Source organism: Nonomuraea sp. NPDC049419, assembly GCF_040676995.1.
GTDB classification, from domain to species: Bacteria; Actinomycetota; Actinomycetes; order Streptosporangiales; family Streptosporangiaceae; genus Nonomuraea; species Nonomuraea salmonea.
In genome coordinates, this window is the sequence record NZ_JBFAQB010000017.1 from 188,184 (window position 1) to 209,682 (window position 21,499).

The 21,499-nt window shown below is 68.4% G+C and carries 21 protein-coding genes and 1 tRNA gene; 12 read left to right on the top strand and 10 right to left on the bottom strand.

Annotated elements, in window-relative coordinates; genetic code table 11:
• Nucleotide 1 precedes the first annotated feature (1 nt).
• Complete coding sequence (locus AB0K12_RS36560; RefSeq protein ID WP_364571639.1) at nt 2-817, top strand: SDR family NAD(P)-dependent oxidoreductase; 816 nt, start codon at nt 2-4, stop codon at nt 815-817.
• On the opposite strand, the gene AB0K12_RS36565 is transcribed toward AB0K12_RS36560, so the two are convergent.
• Both AB0K12_RS36565 and AB0K12_RS36570 read right to left on the bottom strand, forming a co-directional pair.
• Nucleotides 804-1,742 (bottom strand): ribose-phosphate pyrophosphokinase, encoded by a 939-nt coding sequence (locus AB0K12_RS36565; RefSeq protein WP_364571641.1) that lies wholly within the window; start codon nt 1,740-1,742, stop codon nt 804-806. The genes AB0K12_RS36560 and AB0K12_RS36565 overlap by 14 nt on opposite strands.
• Before the next feature lie 72 nt (nt 1,743-1,814).
• Nucleotides 1,815-2,453, bottom strand: a complete 639-nt coding sequence (locus AB0K12_RS36570) for an HAD family phosphatase (RefSeq protein ID WP_364571643.1) — start codon at nt 2,451-2,453, stop codon at nt 1,815-1,817.
• A gap of 97 nt (nt 2,454-2,550) precedes the next feature.
• Between AB0K12_RS36570 and AB0K12_RS36575 the strand changes: the two genes are divergently transcribed.
• The gene (locus tag AB0K12_RS36575) at nt 2,551-4,362 is read left to right on the top strand and encodes an alkyl sulfatase dimerization domain-containing protein (protein ID WP_364571645.1); all 1,812 of its coding nucleotides are present in this window, start codon (nt 2,551-2,553) and stop codon (nt 4,360-4,362) included.
• On the opposite strand, the gene AB0K12_RS36580 is transcribed toward AB0K12_RS36575, so the two are convergent.
• Entirely contained in the window at nt 4,359-4,820 is a 462-nt protein-coding gene (locus tag AB0K12_RS36580; RefSeq protein WP_364571647.1) for a hypothetical protein, read from the bottom strand. The two genes, AB0K12_RS36575 and AB0K12_RS36580, sit on opposite strands and share 4 nt — an antisense overlap.
• A gap of 22 nt (nt 4,821-4,842) precedes the next feature.
• A complete protein-coding gene (locus AB0K12_RS36585; protein WP_364571649.1) occupies nt 4,843-6,258 on the bottom strand; it encodes a cytosine permease in 1,416 nt (471 codons plus the stop codon).
• Nucleotides 6,259-6,362: 104 nt separating this feature from the next.
• On the opposite strand from AB0K12_RS36585, the gene AB0K12_RS36590 reads away from it, so the two are divergent.
• Together AB0K12_RS36590 and AB0K12_RS36595 are read left to right on the top strand one after the other, a co-directional pair.
• Nucleotides 6,363-7,763 (top strand): MFS transporter, encoded by a 1,401-nt coding sequence (locus AB0K12_RS36590; RefSeq protein WP_364571651.1) that lies wholly within the window; start codon nt 6,363-6,365, stop codon nt 7,761-7,763.
• 89 nt (nt 7,764-7,852) lie between these two features.
• Nucleotides 7,853-8,902, top strand: a complete 1,050-nt coding sequence (locus tag AB0K12_RS36595; protein ID WP_364571653.1) for a HAMP domain-containing sensor histidine kinase — start codon at nt 7,853-7,855, stop codon at nt 8,900-8,902.
• 4 nt (nt 8,903-8,906) lie between these two features.
• On the opposite strand, the gene AB0K12_RS36600 is transcribed toward AB0K12_RS36595, so the two are convergent.
• Nucleotides 8,907-10,694, bottom strand: coding sequence for a bifunctional metallophosphatase/5'-nucleotidase (locus tag AB0K12_RS36600; protein WP_364571655.1), 1,788 nt, complete (start codon nt 10,692-10,694; stop codon nt 8,907-8,909).
• Nucleotides 10,695-10,802: 108 nt separating this feature from the next.
• Between AB0K12_RS36600 and mshD the strand changes: the two genes are divergently transcribed.
• A complete protein-coding gene (gene mshD / locus AB0K12_RS36605; protein WP_364571657.1) occupies nt 10,803-11,711 on the top strand; it encodes a mycothiol synthase in 909 nt (302 codons plus the stop codon).
• Nucleotides 11,712-11,726: 15 nt separating this feature from the next.
• Here mshD and AB0K12_RS36610 read toward each other — a convergent pair whose 3' ends face one another.
• The 3 genes from AB0K12_RS36610 to dcd form a co-directional block, all read right to left on the bottom strand.
• Nucleotides 11,727-12,734 (bottom strand): inorganic phosphate transporter, encoded by a 1,008-nt coding sequence (locus AB0K12_RS36610; RefSeq protein ID WP_364571659.1) that lies wholly within the window; start codon nt 12,732-12,734, stop codon nt 11,727-11,729.
• Between the two features lie 8 nt (nt 12,735-12,742).
• Nucleotides 12,743-13,360, bottom strand: a complete 618-nt coding sequence (locus AB0K12_RS36615; protein ID WP_106243913.1) for a DUF47 family protein — start codon at nt 13,358-13,360, stop codon at nt 12,743-12,745.
• Between the two features lie 251 nt (nt 13,361-13,611).
• Nucleotides 13,612-14,187 (bottom strand): dCTP deaminase, encoded by a 576-nt coding sequence (dcd, locus tag AB0K12_RS36620; protein WP_364571704.1) that lies wholly within the window; start codon nt 14,185-14,187, stop codon nt 13,612-13,614.
• 98 nt (nt 14,188-14,285) lie between these two features.
• On the opposite strand from dcd, the gene AB0K12_RS36625 reads away from it, so the two are divergent.
• The 7 genes from AB0K12_RS36625 to AB0K12_RS36655 all read left to right on the top strand — a co-directional run bounded on the left by AB0K12_RS36625 (nt 14,286) and on the right by AB0K12_RS36655 (nt 19,650).
• Nucleotides 14,286-14,356: transfer RNA gene (locus AB0K12_RS36625), tRNA-Gly, on the top strand.
• 709 nt (nt 14,357-15,065) lie between these two features.
• Nucleotides 15,066-15,593, top strand: a complete 528-nt coding sequence (locus tag AB0K12_RS36630) for a DUF5919 domain-containing protein (protein WP_364571661.1) — start codon at nt 15,066-15,068, stop codon at nt 15,591-15,593.
• Complete coding sequence (locus AB0K12_RS36635) at nt 15,590-16,414, top strand: inositol monophosphatase (RefSeq protein WP_364571663.1); 825 nt, start codon at nt 15,590-15,592, stop codon at nt 16,412-16,414. Before AB0K12_RS36630 ends, AB0K12_RS36635 begins: the two co-directional genes overlap by 4 nt.
• A 429-nt stretch (nt 16,415-16,843) precedes the next feature.
• Nucleotides 16,844-17,419: an Imm21 family immunity protein gene (locus AB0K12_RS36640; protein ID WP_364571665.1), complete on the top strand. Its 576-nt coding sequence runs from the start codon at nt 16,844-16,846 to the stop codon at nt 17,417-17,419.
• Nucleotides 17,420-17,707: 288 nt separating this feature from the next.
• Nucleotides 17,708-18,040 carry a DUF6247 family protein gene (locus AB0K12_RS36645; protein WP_364571667.1) on the top strand — a complete coding sequence of 111 codons (333 nt, stop codon included), beginning with the start codon at nt 17,708-17,710 and terminating at the stop codon, nt 18,038-18,040.
• Nucleotides 18,041-18,286, top strand: coding sequence for a hypothetical protein (locus tag AB0K12_RS36650; protein ID WP_364571669.1), 246 nt, complete (start codon nt 18,041-18,043; stop codon nt 18,284-18,286). It begins immediately after the preceding gene.
• A 767-nt stretch (nt 18,287-19,053) separates the two neighbouring features.
• A complete protein-coding gene (locus AB0K12_RS36655; RefSeq protein ID WP_364571671.1) occupies nt 19,054-19,650 on the top strand; it encodes a hypothetical protein in 597 nt (198 codons plus the stop codon).
• 754 nt (nt 19,651-20,404) lie between these two features.
• Here AB0K12_RS36655 and AB0K12_RS36660 read toward each other — a convergent pair.
• The gene (locus AB0K12_RS36660) at nt 20,405-20,797 is read right to left on the bottom strand and encodes a type II toxin-antitoxin system VapC family toxin (RefSeq protein WP_364571673.1); all 393 of its coding nucleotides are present in this window, start codon (nt 20,795-20,797) and stop codon (nt 20,405-20,407) included.
• On the bottom strand, nt 20,797-21,030 hold the full coding sequence (locus AB0K12_RS36665) for a hypothetical protein (protein WP_364571675.1): 234 nt from the start codon (nt 21,028-21,030) through the stop codon (nt 20,797-20,799). Before AB0K12_RS36665 ends, AB0K12_RS36660 begins: the two co-directional genes overlap by 1 nt.
• Between the last annotated feature and the right edge of the window lie 469 nt (nt 21,031-21,499).

Here is a 21,499-nt window from a genome sequence, read left to right on the forward strand (position 1 = left end):
TATGATCGATACCCGGCTGTCTGGAAAGGTCGCGCTGATCACCGGAGCCAATCAGGGCATCGGCGCGGCGGCCGCCCGCGCGCTGGCGGCCGAGGGCGTGGCGGTCTTCCTCACGTACAAGCGGCTGACGCCGCTGAACGACCCGGTCTATCCCGCGGCCTACGACCAGGCGCGCGCCGCCGACGCCGCCGAGGTCGTGGCCCGCATCCGCGAGGCGGGCGGCACAGCGGAAGCGGTGGAGGCCGACCTCGCCGACCCGGCCGTCCCCAAGGCCCTGTTCGACCAGGCCGAGAAGGCGTTCGGCCCGGTGGAGATCCTGGTCAACAACGCCAGCGGCTGGCTCAGCGACACTTTCTCGCCCGCCGAGCGCGACTCCTTCGGCCGCCCGCTGCGCCCGGTCGACGCCGAGACCCACGAGCGGCTGTTCGCCGTCGACGTACGCGCGCCCGCCCTGCTGATCGCCGAGTTCGCCCGCCGCCACCTGGAGCGCGGCGCGAGCTGGGGCCGCATCATCGGCCTCACCTCGGGCGGCCCCGACGGCTTCCCCACCGAGGTCAGCTACGGCGCGGCCAAGGCCGCCCAGGAGAACTACACCATGTCGGCCGCGCGCGAGCTGGGCCGCCACGGCGTCACGGCCAACATGGTCCATCCGCCCGTCACCGACACCGGCTGGGTCAACGAGAAGGTCGCCATCGCGGTCGCCGCCGACGGCGTGCTGCCCGAGGTGGCACAGCCCGACGACGTCGCCGAGGTGATCACGTTCCTGGCCTCGCACCAGGGGCGGCGGGTGACGGGTCAGGTGGTCAGGATGTACTGAACAGGGCGCTGACCGACTCGCCGTCGTGGATCCGCCGCATGGCCTCGGCCAGGGCGGGCGCGATCGACAGCACGGTCAGGTTGTCGGCGGGCTTGGGCGGCGGCACGGTGTTGGTGCAGACGATCTCCTCGACCTCGGGCAGCGAGGTGAGGCGTTCGAGCGCGCCGCTGGAGAACAGGCCATGCGTGCAGGCCACGCGTACGGACCTGACCTTCTGCTCGCGCAGCCGGTCGAGCAGCTCGATGACCGTGCTGCCCTTGGCGATCTCGTCGTCGAGGATGATCACGTCTTTGCCGGTCACCTCGCCGATCACGGAGCTGATCACCACGCGGTCGTCGCTGAAGCGCTGCTTGGCGCCCATGGCGACGCCGGTGCCGAGCAGCCGCGCGAAGGCGGCGGCCTCCTTGGCGTTGCCCAGGTCGGGGGAGACGACGACGGTGTTGGACAGGTCGTAGCGGCGGAAGTGGGCGGCCAGCTCGCGCAGCGCGTGGAGGTGGTCGACCGGCACGCTGAAGAAGCCGTGCACCTGCGGCGAGTGCAGGGTCATGGCCAGCACCCTGCTGGCGCCCGCGGCGACCATCAGGTCGGCGACCAGGCGGGCGCCGATGGAGATGCGCGGGGCGTCCTTCTTGTCGCTGCGGGCGTAGGCGTAGTGCGGCAGCACCACGGTCGTCCGCGCGGCGGAGGCGCCGCGCGCGGCGTCGAGCATCAGCAGCAACTCCACGAGGTGCTCCTGCACCGGCGGGACGAGCGGCTGGATGAGGAACACGTCGCGCTCCCGGCAGTTGGCCTGGAGCTGCACTTCGAGTACGTCGTTGGCGAAGCGGTTGATCTGTACGGGGTGGAGAGGAGTGCCCAGCTGGGCGCAGATCTCCTCGGCCAGCTCGGGGTGGGCACTGCCACTGAAAACCGTGATGTCTCGCACGATTCCCACATCGTAGCCACCTGCGGTGACATGGCCTGGCAGCAGCCCCGCGAGTCGTGAAGGGGGCCGGGCTCAGCCGATCAGCTCGGGGGTGAGCGCGTCGAGGCCGGGCAGCACCCGCCAGGCCAGGGCGAGCGCGTCGGGCGCGGGCGGGTAGCGCGGGTGCGGCACCGCGATCACGTGCATCCCCGCCGCGTACGCCGACCGCAGCCCGTTGCTGGAGTCCTCGACCGCCACGCAGCCCCGGGGATCGACGCCGAGCCGCCGCGCCGCCTCCAGGTAGCCGTCGGGCGCCGGCTTGCCCCGCTCGACCTCCTCGGTGGACACGGTGGCCGCGAAGCACTCCGTCAGCCCCGCCGTGTCGAGCACGACGTCGATCAGCCGCCGGGGGGACGAGCTGGCCAGGCCGAGCGTGGCCGTCGCGGCCAGGCGGCGGACGGTCTCGACGGCCTTCGGCATCAGCGGGACGCCGTCGCGGTAGCGGGCCGCCATCTCGTCGATCACGCCGCGCGCGATGTCGCCCGGCTCCTGCTCGACGCCGATCTCGTGCAGGTAGGCCGCCCATTCGCCGGTGCTCATGCCCATCAGCTTCGTCTGCGTGTCGGGCTGCCAGGTGCCGCCGTGATCGGCGACGTACGCCCGCCGCACCTCCTCCCACACCGGCTCGGAGTCCACCAGCACACCGTCGAGATCGAATACGCACGCATCCACGTGACCACCCTAATCACCTCCGGGCTTGCCGGAGATTCATCCTCTTTAGTGCATCTATTGGGCTATATGTCTGGTTCTCTGGGGCATGCGGCTTGGCATGGCAGACCTTCCATTTCACGACCGTGCCGACTTCGAGGACGCCGACCGGGGCTTCATCGCCGCCCTCACCCCAGGCGTCGTCAAATCGGTGGACGGCGACGTCGTGTGGGACAACGACGCCTACGACTTCCTCAAGGAGGACTGCCCGCGGACCGCCCATCCCGGCCTGTGGCGGCAGGGCGCGCTCTGCGCCCGCCAGGGCCTGTACGAGGTCACCGACGGCATCTACCAGGTACGCGGCCTCGACCTGTCGAACATGACCCTGGCCGAGGGCGAGAGCGGCGTCGTCGTCATCGACCCGCTGATCTCCACCGAGTGCGCCGCCGCCGCGCTCAAGCTCTACCGCGCCCATCGCGGCGACCGCCCGGTCACCGGCGTGGTCTACACCCACTCCCACGTGGACCACTTCGGCGGCGTGCGCGGGGTGACCGGCGGCGGCGTGCCGATCCTTGCCCCGGCCGGCTTCATGGAGCACGCGGTCACCGAGAACGTCTACGCGGGCCCCGCGATGGCCCGCCGCGCCGTCTACATGTACGGCCCCGCCCTGCCCCGCTCCCCGGAGGGCCAGGTCGGCGCCGGGCTCGGCATGACGGTCTCGACCGGCACGATGTCGCTCATCCCGCCGACCGCGGAGATCACGCGTACCGGCCAGGAGGAGGTCGTGGACGGCGTACGGATGATCTTCCAGCTGACGCCGGGCGCGGAGGCCCCCGCCGAGATGAACGTGTTCTTCCCCGGTCGCCGTGCCCTGTGCCTGGCCGAGAACGCCACCCACAACCAGCACAACATCCTGCCGCTGCGCGGCGCGCAGGTCCGCGACGCGCGGGCCTGGGCGCGCTACCTCACCGAGGCGCTCGCCCTGTTCCTCGACGGCACGGACGTCGCCTTCGCCTCCCACCACTGGCCCACCTGGGGCCGCGAGCGCATCGAGCGCTTCCTGTCGCAGCAGCGCGACCTGTACGCCTACCTGCACGACCAGACCCTGCGCCTGCTCAACAAGGGCCTGACGGCGGCCGAGATCGCCGAGGTCGTCCAGCTCCCGCCCGAGCTGGAGCAGGCGTGGCACGCGCACGGCTTCTACGGCAGCGTCAGCCACAACGTGAAAGCCGTCTACCAGCGCTACCTCGGCTGGTTCGACGGCAACCCGGCCCACCTGTGGGAGCACCCGCCGAAGGAGAGCGCGATCAGGTACGTCGAGTGCCTCGGCGGCGGCGCGGCGGTGGTGGCCTTCGCCCGCCGCTACATCGACGAGAACGACCTGCGCTTCGCCGCCCAGCTGCTCAACCACGCGGTCTTCGCCGACGAGGGCAACAAGGAGGCTCGCGACCTGCTGGCCGAGGTCTACACCCGGCTGGGCCACGGCGCCGAGAACGCCACCTGGCGCAACTTCTACCTCATGGGCGCGCTGGAGCTGGCCGACGGCATCGTGCCGGCCGGCTCCAGCGCGGCCGACCGCCCCGAGGCCGACTTCTTCGCCGCGCTCTCGGTGGAGCAGATCTTCGACTCGATCGCCATCAGGGTGGACGGGCCGCGCGCCTGGCACGAGCGGCTGACCATCGACTGGCACCTGACCGACCTGGGCCGGCGCTACCGTACGTCACTGTCGAACGGCGCGTTCGTCCAGCAGCGCGACCCGCGCGACGACGGCGCCGCCGACCTCACCCTGCGGCTGACCAGGGCGCAGCTCGCCGGCCTGCTCTCGGGCAAGGGCGTGGAGGGCGTCGAGCGCGAGGGCGACACGAACGTGCTGCGCCGGCTGGTGGCCGTGCTCGACCACCCGGTGCCGGACTTCGCGATCGTGACCGCCTAGCGCCCCAATTCGGCGCGCAGCGCCTTGCAGGCGAGCGCGAGCAGCGTCACGACGGCCGCGGCCACGCCCGGCCCGACGAGCAGCGGCAGGGTCAGCTCACCGGCGTGCCAGGCCGCCGCGATGATCGCCGACGAGGTCAGCACCGACACGCCGAACATCGCCGCCCACAGCGGCAGCACGTGCAGGTACGCGAACAGCAGCGGGAACGCCAGCCACACGAACGGCGGCGCCGCCACGGCCAGCACCGCCCACCCGGCGCTCACGAGCCCGAGCCACACCGCCCTGGCCGGGCCCGGGGTGGCGGGCGCGGCGGCGTAGAGGAGGCCGAGCAGCACCCCGCCGGACGCGACCGCCAGGCGGTCCTGCTGCCACGTGGTGACCACGGAGACCGCCAGCACCCCGAGCCCCGTCGCGTGCACCGCCCAGGTCAGCAGCCGATACGGAACGTTCATCGTCACGCACCAAGCGTAACCACCCGGGTCAGCTCCGCACGCGGGTGCGCAGCCGCGGCACCGCCGACAGCGCGAAGTACAGGATCCCGGCCAGCACCAGCGCGATCACCACGCCGATGTTCGCCGACCCGAACGTGCCGCCCTCCAGCTCCGCGCTCATGAGGAAACCGACCACGTTCGCGATGTTCGGGTCGGCCGAGGTGATCAGCCCGAGCCCGGTGATCGACGCCACGACCAGCGACAGCAGCCCCGCCCAGTTGAGCGCGGGCGCGCCGGCCCGCAGCAGCCGCTCGTCGTAGCCCCGGCCGCCGGCCCGCAGCCGCCACATGTCCACCAGGAAGATCGCCGCCCATGCCGCCATCACCACGCCCACGATCGCGAGGAACGCCTGGAAGGTGGCCAGGAAGCTGGTGGAGACGAACAGCAGGTAGTAGCCGCCGAGCACCATGAGCAGCCCGTCGATCAGCACCGCGTAGTGGCGCCTGATCGGCACGCCGAGCGCCAGCATCGACAGGCCCGACGAGTAGATGTCCATGATCGCCCCGGCCAGGAATCCGCCGATCGCGGTCAGCAGGTACGGCAGCAGGAACCAGGTCGGCAGCGCCGCCGCCAGCGCCGCCACCGGGTTGGCGCCCGCCTCCTCGGCCAGCTTGGGGTCACCGCCCGCCAGCAGCACGCCGAACACCAGCAGCACCATCGGCGGCAGCGCGCCCCCGAGCGTCGTCCACAGGGTCACCGAGCGCGGGGACGAGGTGGCGGGCAGGTAGCGGGAGTAGTCGGCGCCGCAGTTGACCCAGCCGAGCCCGAGCAGCGTCATGGCGAAGATGACGCCGCCCACCCAGCCGCCGGGGCCGGCCGTGGTCTCCAGCGAGACGCCGAGGTCGGGGGCCATGAGCACCATGTAGACGACGGTGAGCACGACGAACACGTACGTCAGGTAGCGCTGGACGACCATGATCATCGCGTGGCCGTACACGCCGACCGCGATCACCACGACGGCGGCGACGGCGAAGCAGATCGCGGTGGTCGTCGTCTCCGGGATGCCGGGCGCGACGCGGCCGAGGATCTCGGCCCCGCTCTGCGCGGCGAGCGTGACCAGCACGATCTCCCAGCCGACGTTCGAGATGTAGGAGAACAGGGCCGGCAGCTTGTTGCCGTGGTAGCCGAACGGCGCCCGCCCGAGCGTCATCGTCGGCACGCCGGACCGCGCCCCGCCCACCGCGACCAGCCCGACCAGCAGGAACGACAGCACGTAACCCACGGCGCCGGTGATGATCGCGGGCACCACGCCGAGCTGCAGCCCGACGATGTAGACGCCGAACGCCACCCCGAACAGCGACAGGTTCGAGCCCGCCCAGGGCCAGAACAGGTCGCGCGGCCTCCCACGCCGCTCACCTTCGGGGACGGCGTTGATGCCGTTCTGCTCGACCTCCATCGTGCTCATGATCGGACGGTACTCGTGAGGGGGCATTCCGGGCAAAGAAAATCCTGGTGGGCGATATCTCCGCTTTCCCAGGGAATCATCCAGCTCGGTTTCCGGCGGAGGAGGTGATCGGCGCGTTCGGCTCCGACCCGCGACGGCGCGCCCTGGCCGTATGCCTGACCTCCGCCTTCATGACGGGGCTCGACGTGAGCATCGTCAACGTCGCGCTGCCGTCGATCCGCGAGGCCCTGCACGCCGGCGACGACGCCCTGCAGTGGACGGTGTCCGGCTACGCCCTCACCTTCGGCCTGTTCCTCATCCCCGCCGGGCGGCTGGGCGACGCCAGGAGCCGCCGCACGATCTTCCTGTGGGGCGTCACGCTGTTCACCCTCTCCAGCGCGTTCTGCGGCCTCGCCTGGCAGATGCCCGTCCTGATCGTCTCCAGGCTCGTCCAGGGCATGGCGGCGGGGCTGCTGAACCCGCAGGTGTCCGGGCTGATCCAGCAGATGTTCCGGGGCTCGGAGCGGGGCCGCGCGTTCGGGGCGCTCGGCGCCACCATCGGCGTCTCCACCGCCGCCGGGCCGCTCATCGGCGGCGCGCTGGTGACCGTCTTCGGGCCCGAGCTGGGCTGGCGGTGGGTGTTCCTGGTGAACGTGCCGATCGGGCTGGCGCTGCTGCCGCTGGCCTGGCGGGCGCTGCCGCGCCCCGACGTCGATGAGCGCAGGCGCGAGAGCATGGACCCGGTCGGCGTGCTGCTGCTCGGAGCCGGCGTGGCCGGGCTGCTGGTGCCCGCCATCCAGCGGCACCGCTGGGACGCTCAGGTCTCCACGCTGATCGCCGTCTCCGCGCTGGTCGTGCTGGCCGCCTTCGTGGCCTGGGAGCGCCGCTATCCGCGCGAGCCGCTGGTCAACCTGGAGCTCTTCCGCAAGCGGTCGTACCGGCTGGGCACCGCCATCGCGCTGTTCTACTTCTCCGGCTTCACCGGCATCTTCTTCATCTTCACCCTCTACCTGCAGAGCGGCCACGGCTACAGCCCGCTGCTCGCCGGGCTCGCGATCACGCCGTTCGCGCTCGGCTCCGCCTCGGCCGCCGTGCTCGGCGGGCACCTCGTCTCCCGGATGGGGCGGCGGCTGACGGCGATCGGGCTGTGCATGGTGATCGCCGGGCTCATCGCCACGATGGTTGCCACCGCGCTCGTCCCAGGGCCGCGTACGGGCCTCGCGACCGTCCTGCCGCTGCTGCTCGCGGGCCTCGGCAGCGGCCTGGTGATCTCACCCAACCAGGCCATCACGCTCTCCGAGGTGCCGCCCGCGGGCGGCGGCAGCGCGGCCGGCGTGCTGCAGACCGGGCAGCGGCTCGGCTCGGCCATCGGCATCGCGGCGGCCGGCTCGACCTTCTTCGGCTCGCTGGGCGACGGCTGGGCCACCGCGTTCCGCCATGGGCTGTTCGTCGTGGTGTCGTCGGTCGGCGTCGCGCTGCTCGCCGCGCTGTACGACCTGATGCGCAGCCGCCGTGACGTTCACTGAGCGTGTCTATCGGAGAAGTGTTCGCAGGTTAGGTCCAACGTCAACGGAGGGTAAAGTCACCGACAGTGACGCGGGAGGGTGGGGATGGGATGACGGTCCGGCTGGTTCCGCTGGTGCCGCGCTCGATCAGGACACCGGGCGCGCTCCGGGCGCTGCCACGCTCGATCCGGGCGCGGCTGACCACGATCGCGACGCTGGCCGCCGCCGCCGTCTTCACCACCGGGGCCGTGCTCGCGCTCGCCGACCCGCGCAGGGCGCTGCTGTGGACGTCGCTCGGCGCGCCGCTCGTCCTGCTGGCCGTCGGCGGGCTCACCTGGAGCGCGGTCAGGTCGGCGCTGCGCCCGGTCGAGCGCATCCGCTCCGAGCTGGCCGAGATCACCGGGCAGGACCTGAGCAGGCGGGTGACCGTACCTGACACAGGGGACGAGATCGCCGGGCTGGCGGTCACCACCAACCACACCCTCGACCGGCTCGAACGCTCCGCCGAGACCCAGCGCCGCTTCGTCGCCGACGCCTCGCACGAGCTGCGCAGCCCCATCTCCGCGCTGCGCGCCCAGCTGGAGGTCGCGGGCAGCTACCCCGACGAGACGGACTGGCCGGTCACCTGCGCCCGCGCGCTCGCCGCCGCCGACCGGCTGACCTGCATCATCGACGAGCTGCTCATGCTGGCCAAGCTCGACGCGGGCGCCGTCACGCGGCGCCGCGTGGTGGACCTGTGCGGCGTCGCAGAGGATCAGGTACGCCGCCGCGAGGGCGCCCGCGTGCCCGTGCACCTCCGGCTCAGCGGCCCCGCCCCGGTGCTCGGCTCGCCCGTGCAGCTCGACCGCCTGCTGACGAACCTGCTCGACAACGCCACCAGGCACGCCGCCACCCGCATCGACGTCTCCGTGGCCGTGCGCGGGAACGAGGTGGTGGTGACCGTCACCGACGACGGCGACGGCATCGCGCCGCAGGACCGCGAGCGGGTCTTCGAGCGCTTCACCCGACTGGAGAGCGCCAGGGCCAAGGACAGCGGCGGCTCCGGGCTGGGGCTGCCGCTGTCCAGGGAGATCGCGGTGGCCCACGGCGGCACGCTGACCGCCGCCGACCACCGCCCCGGCGCCCGCTTCGTCGCCGTCCTTCCCCTGCACACTGCCTAGCTGGTCACTGCACCACCGTGATGCGGTCGGTGGCCGGCGGGGCGATCGGGTTGTCCCTGCCGAGGTGGTCGACGAAGGCGTCGATGTCCAGCGGCCCGCTCCACAGGTCCGTGCCCTCGGTGAAGCCGAGGAACGCGTCGCCGCCGCCCACCAGGAAGTTGTTCGCGGCCACCCGGATCGTCTGGGCGTCCGTCACCGGCTGGCCGTCGATCTTCATGTCCGACACCTTCGAGCCCCACAGCGCGCTCTGGCTGTAGGTGTAGGTGAAGTTCGCCGAGGGCTGCAGGATCTTGGTGAACGCCTGGTTGTTGGGGCCGCCGGTGAACTGCTGCTCCAGCACCGTCTTCAGCTGCGCGCCGGTCAGCGTGACGACCTGCATGAGGTTGTTGAACGGCTGCGTGGTGAACGCCTCGCCGTACGTCACGACCCCGTCGCCCTCACCCGCCGGCGAGCCCGCGTACGTGAGGGGCGCCCGCACCCCGCCCGGGTTCATCAGCGCGATCTGCGCGTTGCCGCCCTCCCGCGTGGCGGCGAGCTGGGCGTCGGCGATGAGATTGCCGAGCGGCGTCTCACCGGACGGCGCCGCGACCGTCGTGATGTCGGCGCTGATCGTGCCGACCGCCCGGTTCGCGACCGGGGCCACGCGGTCCTTCCAGGTCTGGACGAACGCCGAGATCTCCGGGTCCGGCGTCACCGTACGCGTCACCACGTGGTTGTCGGCCACGACGGAGGCCCGGTCGATGTCCCGCGTCTTGACGTTCACCTTCATGTCGACCTGCGTGATGACCCGCCCGAACGAGCCGCCCTGCGAGAAGAGCCGGTCCTTGCCCGCCGGGTCCTTCACCTTGCACACGTACGCCTGGTGGGAGTGGCCGCTGAGCACGATGTCGATCTCGGGGTCCACCTGGGTGGCGATGCGGTTGCCGGCGCCGGGGACCGCGCTGCACGCGTCGGGCGACTGCCCCGCGTTCACCTGGTCGCCCTCGTGCACCAGCACGACCTGGGCCTTCACGCCGACCAGCTTGAGCAGCTTGGAGGCGACGTTCGCGGCCTTGACCTCGTCCACGAACGTGAGGTCCTTGATGCCCTCGGTCGTGACGATGCTCGGGGTCGTCTGCGTGACCAGGCCGATGAAGCCGATCGGCACGCCGTTCATGATCTTGATGCTGACCGGCGGCAGCGCGGGCACGCCCCAGCCGGACAGCAGCTTCTTGATCTTCGAGCTGTGCGCGCCGCCGAGCGCGGCCAGCGCGTCGGTCTTCTCGTGCTTGTTCTTGAACAGCACGTTCGCGCCGACGTAGTCGAACGCGGCGCCCTTCCACTTGCCGGCGGGCGAGCAGCCGTCCACGGGGTGGCAGCCGCCCTTCATGATGCGGCGCAGCTCCGTGTAGCCCTCGTCGAACTCGTGGTTGCCGACCGCGGCCACCTTGAGCCCGAGCTTGCCCATGAACTCGACCGACGGCTCGTCGTGGTAGGCCGCCGAGATCAGCGGTGTGGCCCCGATGAGGTCGCCCTGGGCGACGGCGATCGTGTTCCTGTCGCGCAGGGCCTTCATGTGCGTGGCGACGTAGGCCGCGCCGCCGGCGTCGACCGTGTTGCCCTGCTCGTCCACCATGCGGCCCGAGGACCCGGTGGGAGGTTCGAGATTGCCGTGGAAGTCGTTGAGCGCCAGGAGCCGGACGGGAACCGTCCTGGGCGCCTTGCTCGCGTTCGCCGGGATGGTGGCCATCAGCACCGCACCCGAGGCGACGGCTCCGGCGAGCGCCAGCCGGAGGAAGGAACCAGACGTCATGGCCCAAGACGTTACGGCGGGAAGCTATGCAGCCAATGTCGCAAAGGTAACGATTTGCCGGGGTGCCTGATGGCGTTATTTGCCAGTCGTACGCCTAGAGTTCGTTCTGTGAACGTGCGCGTGGATATCCGGCAAAGGCTCGCTGACCAGGAGATCGCCGACGTACTCGGCTTGGTGGAGGCAGCGACGGAGGCCGACGGCGTCCGTCCGCTCAACGAACACGTCATGCTGCACCTGAGGTACGGCGGCGACCCGCAGGCCCGCTCGCTCCTCCTCTACGCCGGCGACGCGCTCGCCGGCTACGCCCACGTCGATCCCACCGACGAGGTCGAGGGGCCGAGCGCCGAGCTGGTCGTCCACCCCGCCCACCGCCGCCAGGGCCACGGCACCCGCCTGCTGCGCGCCGTCATGGACTCCGCCGGCGGCCGCCCCCGCCTGTGGGCCCACGGCGACCACGCGGGCGCGGCCGCGCTCGCCGCCGCCTTCGGCTTCGACCGCGTCCGCTCCCTGTGGCAGATGCGCCGCCCCCTGGCGGAACCGCTGCCGCCGGCGACGCTGCCCTCCGGGGTGATCCTGCGGACGTTCGTCCCCGGGCAGGACGAGGAGGAGTGGCTCAAGGTGAACGCCGCCGCCTTCGCCCACCACCCCGAACAGGGCGCCTGGACGATGGACGACCTGCTGCGGCGCGAGCAGGAGCCCTGGTTCGACCCCGAGGGCTTCTTCCTCGCCCAGCGCGGCGACCGCCTCGCCGGCTTCCACTGGACGAAGGTGCACGGCTCCTCTGAGCACGGCCACGACCCGCTGGGCGAGGTCTACGTCGTCGGCGTCGACCCCTCCCAGCAGGGCACCGGCCTCGGCAAGGCGCTCACCCTGGCCGGGCTCGAACACCTGCGCTCGCGCGGTCTCGCCCAGGCGATGCTGTACGTGGACGAGACCAACACGGCGGCGATCCGCCTCTACGAGGGCCTCGGTTTCACCCGCTATGACGTCGATGTCATGTACGCGCCCCCGCAGTAGGGGCCTTCTCGGGGGTCAGCCCTCCACGATGGCGTGCAGGACGAAGTAGGACAAGGCGGCCACGATGGCCGCGGCCGGGATGGTGAGGATCCACGCGGTCACGATGTTGCCCGCGACGCCCCACCGCACCGCGCTGAGCCGCTTGGTGGCCCCCACACCCATGATCGCCGTGGTGATGGTGTGGGTGGTGGAGATGGGGGCGCCGAAGCCGATGGCCGCGCCGTACAGGACGGTCGCCGCCGCCGACTCGGCCGCGAAACCCTGCGGCGGGTCCAGCGCGATGATGCGCCGGCCGAGGGTCCGCATGATGCGCCAGCCGCCCGCGTACGTGCCGAGGGAGATCGCCCCCGCCGCGGCGAGGATGACCCACTGCGGGATCGGGTCCGACTGCTGGGCGAACCCGCCGACGGTGAGCGCCAGGAAGATGACGCCCATCGTCTTCTGCGCGTCCTGCAGGCCGTGACCGAGCGCCATCGCCGCGGCCGAGACGGTCTGCGCGTACCGGAAGCCCCTGTTGGTCTTGCCGGGTTGCCCGTTGCGGAAGATCCAGTAGATTGCGATCATGATCGCGGCGGCCAGGCTGAAGCCGATCACCGGCGACAGCACCATCGGGATGACGACCTTCTCCAGGACGCCGTCCCAGTGCACCACGCTGCTGGAGGCCAGCGCCGAGCCCACCAGGCCGCCGATGAGCGCGTGACTGGAGGAGGACGGCAGGCCGAAATACCAGGTGATGAGGTTCCAGACGATCGCGCCTATCAGCGCGGCCGCCACGATCACCAGGCCGTGCGAGCCGTCGGGGGCGTCGATGATGCCTTTTCCGACGGTCTGGGCGACCTGGGTGCCGAGATGGGCGCCGATGAAGTTCATCGCCGCCGCCATGAAGAGCGCGGCCCTGGGGGTCAGGGCCCGGGTCGAGACGGAGGTCGCGATCGCGTTCGCCGCGTCGTGGAACCCGTTGGTGTAGTCGAAGGCCAACGCGATGACGACCACGCCGATGACGAGGCCAAGCGTGAGGTCCACTGCCGGGCCTAGCTTTCCTTGACCGCGATCGACTCGACGGTGTTGGCGACGTGCTCGAAGGCGTCGGCCGCCTCCTCGAGGGCGTCGACGACCTCCTTCATCTTCATCACGGTCAGCGCGTCGTACTCGCCGCTGAACAGCTTGGCCAGCAGCCGCCGGTAGACCTGGTCACCCTGGTTCTCCAGGCGGTTGACCTCGATCCAGTACTCGTTCAGGTTCTTCATCGAACGCAGGCGCGGCATGGCCTCGGCCGTCAGCTCCGCCGCCCGCTCCAGCACCTCGACCTGCCGGACGACGTCCTTCGGGAGATGGTCGATCTGGTAGAGGACGATCAGGTCGGAGGCCGCCTCCATGGCGTCCATCACGTCGTCGAGGTTCGAGGCGAGCCGGTAGATGTCCTCGCGGTCGAACGGAGTGATGAAGCTCTCGTTGAGCCGGTTCATGATCGCGTGAGTGCGTTCGTCACCGGCGTGCTCGCAGGCGCGCATCTTCTCGGCCAGGGCCTCCCTGTCCGAGCCGTCACTGATGATCTCCACCAGTAGCCGGGATGCCGTGACCAGGTTGTTCGCCGAGTCGGCGAACAGGTCGTAGTAGCTGTCCTCACGTGGCGTGAGACGCAGGCGCACGTCGTTCTCCAGATGTGCGGGGATGGTCCGTGGAAGAGTATGGCTTACCAGGCGAAATGCGAACTTCATGTCCCCTTCGCCTACTGGCTACCCGGTGTTCGTCCCACAACACCGGTGTAGCAGGTGGTTTCGGGGGCATTCGTGCAGCTCGGACCGGCGTTGCGACCGCTCAGAACGCCTTCATGATGGCTCCTCGACTCCTGTTGTTCACCTACCTGTTCCTCTACTGTTCATCTGTTGTTCACCTGAGGTCAGATCTTGGTCCGGTGGAAGTTCTGGAACGACCGCGACGGGGTCGGGCCACGCTGACCCTGGTACCGCGAACCGTACTTGTCGGACCCGTACGGATGCTCCGCCGGCGAGCTCAGCCGGAACACGCAGAGCTGCCCGATCTTCATCCCCGGCCACAACTTGATCGGCAACGTCGCCACGTTCGACAACTCCAGCGTCACGTGCCCGCTGAACCCGGGATCGATGAACCCCGCCGTCGAATGCGTCAGCAACCCCAGCCGGCCCAGCGAACTCTTGCCCTCCAGCCGCGACGCCAGATCATCCGGCAGGCTGACGACCTCGTACGTGGAGGCCAGCACGAACTCACCCGGATGCAGGATGAACGGCTCGTCCCCCCGGGGCTCCACCATCCGCGTCAGATCCGGCTGCTCCTCCGACGGATCGATGTGCGGGTAGCGATGGTTCTCAAACACCCGGAAAAATCGGTCAAGCCGGACATCGATGCTGGACGGCTGAAGCATCTCCGGATCGAACGGATCCAGCGACAGACGCCCGGCGTCGATCTCGGCCAGGATGTCACGGTCAGATAGCAGCACGGTGAGCAACTTACCGGTCGTGGACCGACGTGCGGGCTCGGGGATTGCTGTTGTGGCCCAAGTTTCCGCTAGAGTAGGGGCGCGACGTTCGGTCGTACGCGGGTGTAGTTCAATGGCAGAACATCAGCTTCCCAAGCTGACAGCGCGGGTTCGATTCCCGTCACCCGCTCTCACTATGAAGGCCCAGGTGGGGATGTGAATCCCGACCAGGGCCTTACTTGTTTCCTGCTTCGCTTGATCTTCGCGGGCCATCGCCAGCAGCCATCGCGGTGCCGGTCATCAGGGGCAGCGACGCCTGATTCGTTCTCTGCCACCACGACGGTCCGGCGGCGGCTGACGTACTTCCAGCCCCGCTCTGAGCAGGAGTTACACGGCGCAGTCATGCAACGAGGATTGCCCGAAGATCTGTCACGTCTCGATCGCTCCTGCGTACCGTCTGTGATCGGCCTGTCTCTTTTCGTCTCCTCTTTGTCTCGTCCGAGCCCGTCTCTGTCGCTAACCTGGGCTCATATGGCACCCCAGCCCGAGGCGCGGATCATGACTGACCAGCCGATCCTGTTGAAGATCCTCCTCACCCAACGCCATTGGCAGACGTACAGCACGTTCTGTAAGGAGTACGACAAGGCGGCCAAGAAGGTGGACCCGTCGTTGCAGGGCGGTTGGCCTAGCCGGGCGCAGCTCCACCGGTGGCTGAACGGCGAACTTGAGGGTTTGCCGTACTCGGGTCACTGCCGCGTCTTGGAGGCGATGTTCCCTGGCAGGTCGGCGCACGAGCTGTTCTCCACAGTTGCGTCGAGATCCCCGCCCAGAGAACAGAGCGGGACCCAGCCAGAAGCGCCGGCCCCGACGCCGCAGTAACCGCCGCTCGGTTGGCCGACGTGACCGCCGTCTTCAGCAGCCGTTCGGCTTTCTCCTCCGCATATCCAGCCTCGTCGTTGTTCGACGACGCGAAGGAGATCAACGCAGCGGGCCTGTCGCTCAACATCCTCTGCCAGAGTTACCCCGATCATCAGCTCAAGCGCCTACTCGACTCCGGCACGCGCATTCGCTGCCTCTTCCTCGATCCGAAGGGCCAGGCGATCCGCGCCCGCGAAGCGGAAGAGAGCTACACCGACAGCACGCTGACGACCCTCACAGCGCTCAACATCAGCATGCTGACCAGGCTGCGCGATCGGCTCGACACCACGTCGGCCCAGCGCCTTGAGCTCCACGTCTACGACGAGACGATCCGATTCAACCTGATCATCGTGGACCGGGCGTTGTGCGTGGTCCAGCCGTACCTGCCGCAGGCACGCGGAGTCGATTCACCTACCTTTGTGATCACGGACAACACCGCCGCAGAGGGGCTGTTCCCCGTCTTCGACCAGGTGTTCAGGGATATGTGGGAGCGGAGCAAACCTGTATGACCATCGACGCCCGATCGCTGCTCCCCATAGCCGAACAAGCCGTGTCAATCGCCAGCGAGATCATCCGCACCAAGGCTCCCGGCGTCATTACCGCCAAGGGTGACCGGGACATGGCGACGGAGGTGGATTACGCCGTCGAGCTTGCTGTGCGGGAGTTCCTGGCTCGTGAGACGCCTGAGATTGGCTTTCTAGGTGAGGAGGAAGGCGGCAGTCGCCTGGGCGATGGCCTGGTGTGGGCGCTGGACCCCGTGGACGGGACGGCCAACTTCCTGCACGGCATCCCACTATGCGGCGTTTCCCTGGGCCTCGTCGATAAGGACGTCCCCACGCTTGGTGTGATCGACCTGCCGTTCCTCGACCTTCGCTATGCGGCGGCTGAGGAGGCCGGCGCTGCCGTGAACGGCTCTGCGATCCGGGTGGGCGATGCCCGAGACTTGCGGAGTGCGATTGTGGCGATCGGTGACTACGCCGTGGGGGAGAACGCCGAGGAGCGTAACCGGCCGAGGTTCGCCCTGACCGAAGAGCTCGCCGCGCGCGTTCAGCGTATTCGGATGTTCGGCTCGGCCGCGGTCGATCTCGCGTGGGTGGCTCACAGCAGGATCGATGCCGCCATCATGCTTAGCAACAACCCATGGGACACCGCAGCAGGAGTCATCATCGCCCGAGAAGCTGGCGCAACGGTGATCGATCTCGACGGCAGCCCGCACAGCATGACCGCCCAAGCCACCATCGCCGCAAGCCCCAAACTGGTGGCTGATCTCGTCGAACTCATCGCAGAGGCCCGTAAGGCCGGGGTGTTCGACCGGAAAATTGCCGAATAGCTCTTGTAGGTATCAAGCGGCGGCGCGCCGCGCCGCCGTACAGCGGCCCGTCGCTTGCCCGCCGCTCGGGCATGCGGCCTGGGGGCCGGTCCCGGGCGGCAGCAGCACGGGCCGCCACGCTGATCGTGGCGCCCGCCGTACTGAGCAAGCTCACCGACCCCAGCGTCACGCCGCCACACGAATGCAGCCCTACGATCGCCACGTGTGGGCTGGCCTCAGGTAGTGGCTGGGGGCGATCGACGATCCGGTGCTTCGTTCCTCAGCACCGGCTCACCGGATAGCGGTGTCCTCAGGTCGCGAAGCCAAGCATGTGGTTGCTGACTCGGTCGTAGGTAGACAGCGGATCGTCTGTGCGCCCTTTCGGGATTTGGCTGCTGCCCATACTCTGTGCCCCAGCAAGAACGATCATGCATCGAAAGCGGGTCATCAGTGCTGCATACCTGGATCAGCACCGCCGGAGGTCCACTAATCGCCGTTCCCCAGTCCGAGCTAAACACGTGGGCGGGTGTGGACGACAACGATGGTCCCGTTGAGACCTGGGGAGACTACGGCCGGGCCTGTGCCGTTGAGGGCTACATCGGGACCGTCACCGTTGGTGCACAGCAGGCCCTTGTTCTCGGCGACGAACCTGCCATGACCACGTATCTGCCGACCGAACGCCTCTTCCTGCGCTGGGCCGCCGCATACTCCGAAGCCGAGCTGGTAACGGCAGCCAAGCGAGCCCTGGCGGCAGGGCCGGAATGGGACGATGACGAAGACCTAAATTGGGAGGTACGGGAGCCAGTTGTGCTCTTCGACTCCGCCATTCCCGGTGCTGAGCTGGAGCCTGACGACCGACTCATTATTGATCTCGAGTCTGGCCAGTACAGGGTTCGCGCGACCTACACGAAGGACGAGGACAACTGGATGATCCTCGCCCAACTCCAGCCAGCAACCTGGCGCTCCAACCCTGGGATGATCGCTGAGGGCGTGCCTACCACCGCGAGCCCATCAGCGGCTGAGTAAGGCCCTTGGCGCCTTGCGCAAGAAACACCCAGTCGCGGGCTGATCGCCGGGCCATTAGCGGGCCATTAAGAGGGGTGACGAGGGGTCAACCACGGTCACTCAGGACCGGCTCTCCGCCCAGCTCAGCGCCCTAGCGGGCCGTGATCGATGCAGTTCCCAAGCTGACAGCGCGGGTTCGATTCCCGTCACCCGCTCCACTCTCATGCTGTGGCAGGTTCATCTCTCGTGTGTGCGTGAAGGATGTCGCCCCTCCTCTGTAGTCTCTAGGGGACGAGGAAGGGAGCGGGCATGACCGCACAACCGCAGGACTTCATCTCCGTCGGCGCGCCTCTGCCTGAGAAGAACCTGCGGGCCATCCGTGCCGCGCTGGTCATCCCGGAAGATCGCGAAGCTTTCGACGCCGGGCTCAAAACCGTGCTCGATGAGGTCAGGGTGAGCCTGGATCTTGGAGCACTGAACGCTTTCGTGCACCGCTGGTGGATCTCCGCGTGTGACACCGCAAAGGATCCCGAGGGGCGCCGTCAGATGCACGTCCGCGCCCAGCAGGCTCTTGTCGGCGAACCCGTTCCCCAGGGAAGGCCGTGGCGGGAGATCCTCGCTGCTCGTGGGATCGATGTCTAGGTGTTCAAGCTCATCATCGATCCTGTAGCCGAGGAACAGATCGCCGCGCTACCCGATCACGCACTACATCCGCTCGCGGATCTGTTCGCGCTGCTGGAGACCGCTCCTTGGAGTGGAGACCCGTACAACACCAAAAACCCCAGAGCGAACATGCTTACGCACGCGTTCGGAGAACGTGGTCTCGCCACTTATGTGGTCCTGGACCGGCAGCGTGAGGTCTATCTTGTTCGCATTGAATGGCCCTAGGTTCGTGCCCGTTACCAGAGCGATCAGCGGGGAGTCACGGGAACTCACGGTCACTCCATCCGCAGATGCCTAGGTCAGCGTTCCCCTGCTCAGAGGTTTTGATCTCGAAATAGTTCCCAAGCGGACAGCGCGGGTTCGATTCCCGTCACCCGCTCCAATCCTTTTCCTGGGCCTCACTGCATGGCCTTCCACCTGGGACGCTTCGCGCACGGGTGTTCCAGACCGTTCTTCCCAGGGGGCTTTGCCCCCTTCGACCCCCTGAAAATCCCGCTCGCTTCGCTCGCCCTCAATCCCGCCCGTTGCCTGCTCACACGGTGGGCTGGCTGACGCCCGCCCTTGAACGGGCTTCGCTGACGCTCGAATGACCCCTCTCGCGATAGCGGCTTTGGCTCCGGATGATCACCCCTTAGTTACTGGAAGCGTACGAGTTGGTGGAGGAACCACCTGACCGCGCAACAGACAGTCCCTCCACCAGGACCAAGACGCGGCGGAGCAGCACCCCTGTTCGCGTCCGGGCTGCGGCCTGGGGGACGGCTCCGGATGGTGGCGGGACACCGGGCCGGGCGCCGCACGCCGGCCCCGCCGCACGGACCGCACGCTCCGATCGGGGTTGCCGCGCCGCCGACACATACACCTCACGATCACCACGGCGTGGCCGCCACACGCGCTCGGGGACGATCACCGACCCATGCAACATTCTTCACCGCAGCTCATTGGAGAAGCTGAAGGGGTGTTTCGCCCCTGGCAGCTTCCAAGACAATCATCACGTGATCGATCACTACCGCAATCTCTTCAACCAGCAGCAGTGGTTTGAAAACGGACTCTGCTGGACCGTAGTGCAACCCCTCGACGAAAAGATCACCGTGAATGACCTCCTGTGGCGGCTGAACGGAGGCCATGATCCCGAGGAACGCACCATGGCGTACCCCAGGGAGAAGGCCAGCGAAGAGTTCCTGCCCGTGCTCTTCGTCTACGAGGGCGAAGGAGCCTGGGGATTCCTCGAGTTCTCCCAAGGCTTCGCCACGCCCGACTACATCCTCACCGAACTCAGCATGAAATCACGCGTGTGGATGACGACCTGGCACTTCAACGGGGGATACACGATCCTCTACGCGGCCGACGGCAAGATCAGGGCGCGGATGCGCAACTTCATCTTCACCGAACACATCATCCAAGAGGGCGACCCGAGCATCCTGGCCGAATTCCGCGCCATGCTCGACAGCCTCGACCCGGAGGATTACCGCGGCAAGCGCAGCGCAGCGTTCGCCTTCATCGAAGCGTCCACCGGCATGGGAATCGAACCCGAATGGCTGGATATGGAAGAGGCACCCGTCGTCATCCTCGACAACTGGAATGAGGCCTGAACCGCAGCGCTCGACCCTGGCGCTGGTGAACGTGAAAGCCACGCCTCCGGCAGGGGCGCTCCAGTTCCGGGTGATCGCCACGCGTCACGCCAGGCTCGTAGGCGGCTGAGGTGGAAGCCTGATCATCCCGTCCGCCATCGACCCGGGACAAGCCGAGCGGGCCAGGGCCACGGGGCCAAGGTCGTTCGTCCGGTGGGGCGCTCCACCTTGGCCTCGTGGCCTTGGCCCGCTTCCGCTTCGGGCGGGTCGACGGCAGACGGGATGATCAGGCATGCGGGGTGCGCACATCGCACGGTGAACACCAGGTCGCGGGCCGATCGTCGTGCCATTAAGCGTGCCATTAAGGGCGGTGACGAGGGGTCAACCACGGTCACTCGCGACCGGCCTCAAGCCCAGGTCAACGCCTCTGCGAGCCAAGATCGCTGCAATTCCCAAGCTGAAGCGCGGGTTCGATTCCCGTCACCCGCTCTTGATGCGAAAGCCCAGGTCGACCGAGGTGTTGGGGACTTGGGCTTTGATCTTGCGTGTGCCTGGTTGCACTGCCGTGCCAGAACGATTGATCTTGCGGTGACCACCCGCCCGGTTCGAGTGCTTCGCCCTCGTCGCCATCGGCCTTGAGCGCTTGCTTGACGATCTCACCGAGGGCATCGGTGATGGTCCGGTGACGGTCCTTTGTGGTGCCAGATAGATCGTCGCCGCCTTGGTGCTGTGACCTGTGCGGGCCGAGCTCCCATCTCGGTGGTGAAGGGACGTCTCAGACAGGCATGTCGACCTTCAGTCCGGCTGTCTGGGCAGCATCGGCCAGTCGTTTGTCGTACGTGACGAATGATGTGAGCTGGGAGCGGATGCGGAGAGCGGTTGCCAGGTGGGTAGCGTCCAGACTGCGTACGGTCACCGGTCTCACCGTTTGGGCCAGGATGCGAATGCCGGCGTCCAGTTCCACCAACTCGATCAGGTCGAGCACAAGGTGAAGCCGGGTGATGGCCTCTGGTGCGTAGCGCGCCAGGGCCCGTGATGACTCGATCTCCAGCAGAACCGAACTTGTCCATCCGGTCTCCGCCCGTTCGTCGAGCCAGCCGCGCAATGCCTGTGACTCAGCCTCGGCATGGACGAGTTTCACGACGGCGGCCGAGTCGAGATAAATCATCAGCGTTCGTCCTCGCGGCTGTGGGCGATCTCCGCGGCGATGTCGATGCCGTCCGGTTCGCCGAGCGGCATACGTAGGACAGCGCGACGCATAGCGGCAGCGCGTTCTTTACGGAGAGCGGCTTCCAGCACGGCTTGGCGGATTGCCGCCGAGCGTGAGCTGCCGTCGTGAGTGAGGACATCCAGTGCGTGCTCGGTCTCGGGGTCGCTGCGGATGGTGATGGTGTCAGCCATGCAGCCACTGTAAGACGTTTTGTCTTACAGTGGCAAGCCCTGGCCTGCCTTCCCCGCGATGACCATGGTCAGGTTCGTGGCTCCGTTTCCAACTCCCGCCGGCAACACCCCGGCCGCCGTGACCGAAGCCTTCCCCAAGGAACCGATGCCCTCAGGTGAGGAATAGTTTCGGACCCAAGCGGCGGCGCGGCGCGCCGCCGTAGCCCCGGCCCTTTGCCCGCCGCCGTCCGGGCGTGCGGCCTGGGGGCCGGTTCCGAACGACGGCGGGACACCGGGCCGGTCACCGCACGCCGCAGCCGCCGTACCAACCGAACGCACCGGCCGGGGTTGCCACGCCGCCGCGCAACTGCAGCCCTTACGATCGCCACGGCATGGCTGGCCACTGTGCATGGTTGGGGGGCGATCGACGATCCAGGGTTCGTTCCCCACCTTGGCTCACCGGGTAACGGGGCTGATCGCCGCCGATCAG

Bases quoted from the DNA above. Each gene is read 5' to 3' on its own strand.
- AB0K12_RS36560 (WP_364571639.1), top strand. From the start codon at position 2: ATGATCGATACCCGGCTGTCTGGAAAGGTCGCGCTGATCACCGGAGCC.
- AB0K12_RS36595 (WP_364571653.1), top strand. From the start codon at position 7,853: ATGACGGTCCGGCTGGTTCCGCTGGTGCCGCGCTCGATCAGGACACCG.
- AB0K12_RS36575 (WP_364571645.1), top strand. From the start codon at position 2,551: ATGGCAGACCTTCCATTTCACGACCGTGCCGACTTCGAGGACGCCGAC.
- AB0K12_RS36660 (WP_364571673.1), bottom strand. From the start codon at position 20,797: ATGATTTATCTCGACTCGGCCGCCGTCGTGAAACTCGTCCATGCCGAG.
- AB0K12_RS36645 (WP_364571667.1), top strand. From the start codon at position 17,708: ATGACCGCACAACCGCAGGACTTCATCTCCGTCGGCGCGCCTCTGCCT.
- AB0K12_RS36635 (WP_364571663.1), top strand. From the start codon at position 15,590: ATGACCATCGACGCCCGATCGCTGCTCCCCATAGCCGAACAAGCCGTG.
- AB0K12_RS36665 (WP_364571675.1), bottom strand. From the start codon at position 21,030: ATGGCTGACACCATCACCATCCGCAGCGACCCCGAGACCGAGCACGCA.
- AB0K12_RS36585 (WP_364571649.1), bottom strand. From the start codon at position 6,258: ATGAGCACGATGGAGGTCGAGCAGAACGGCATCAACGCCGTCCCCGAA.
- AB0K12_RS36600 (WP_364571655.1), bottom strand. From the start codon at position 10,694: ATGACGTCTGGTTCCTTCCTCCGGCTGGCGCTCGCCGGAGCCGTCGCC.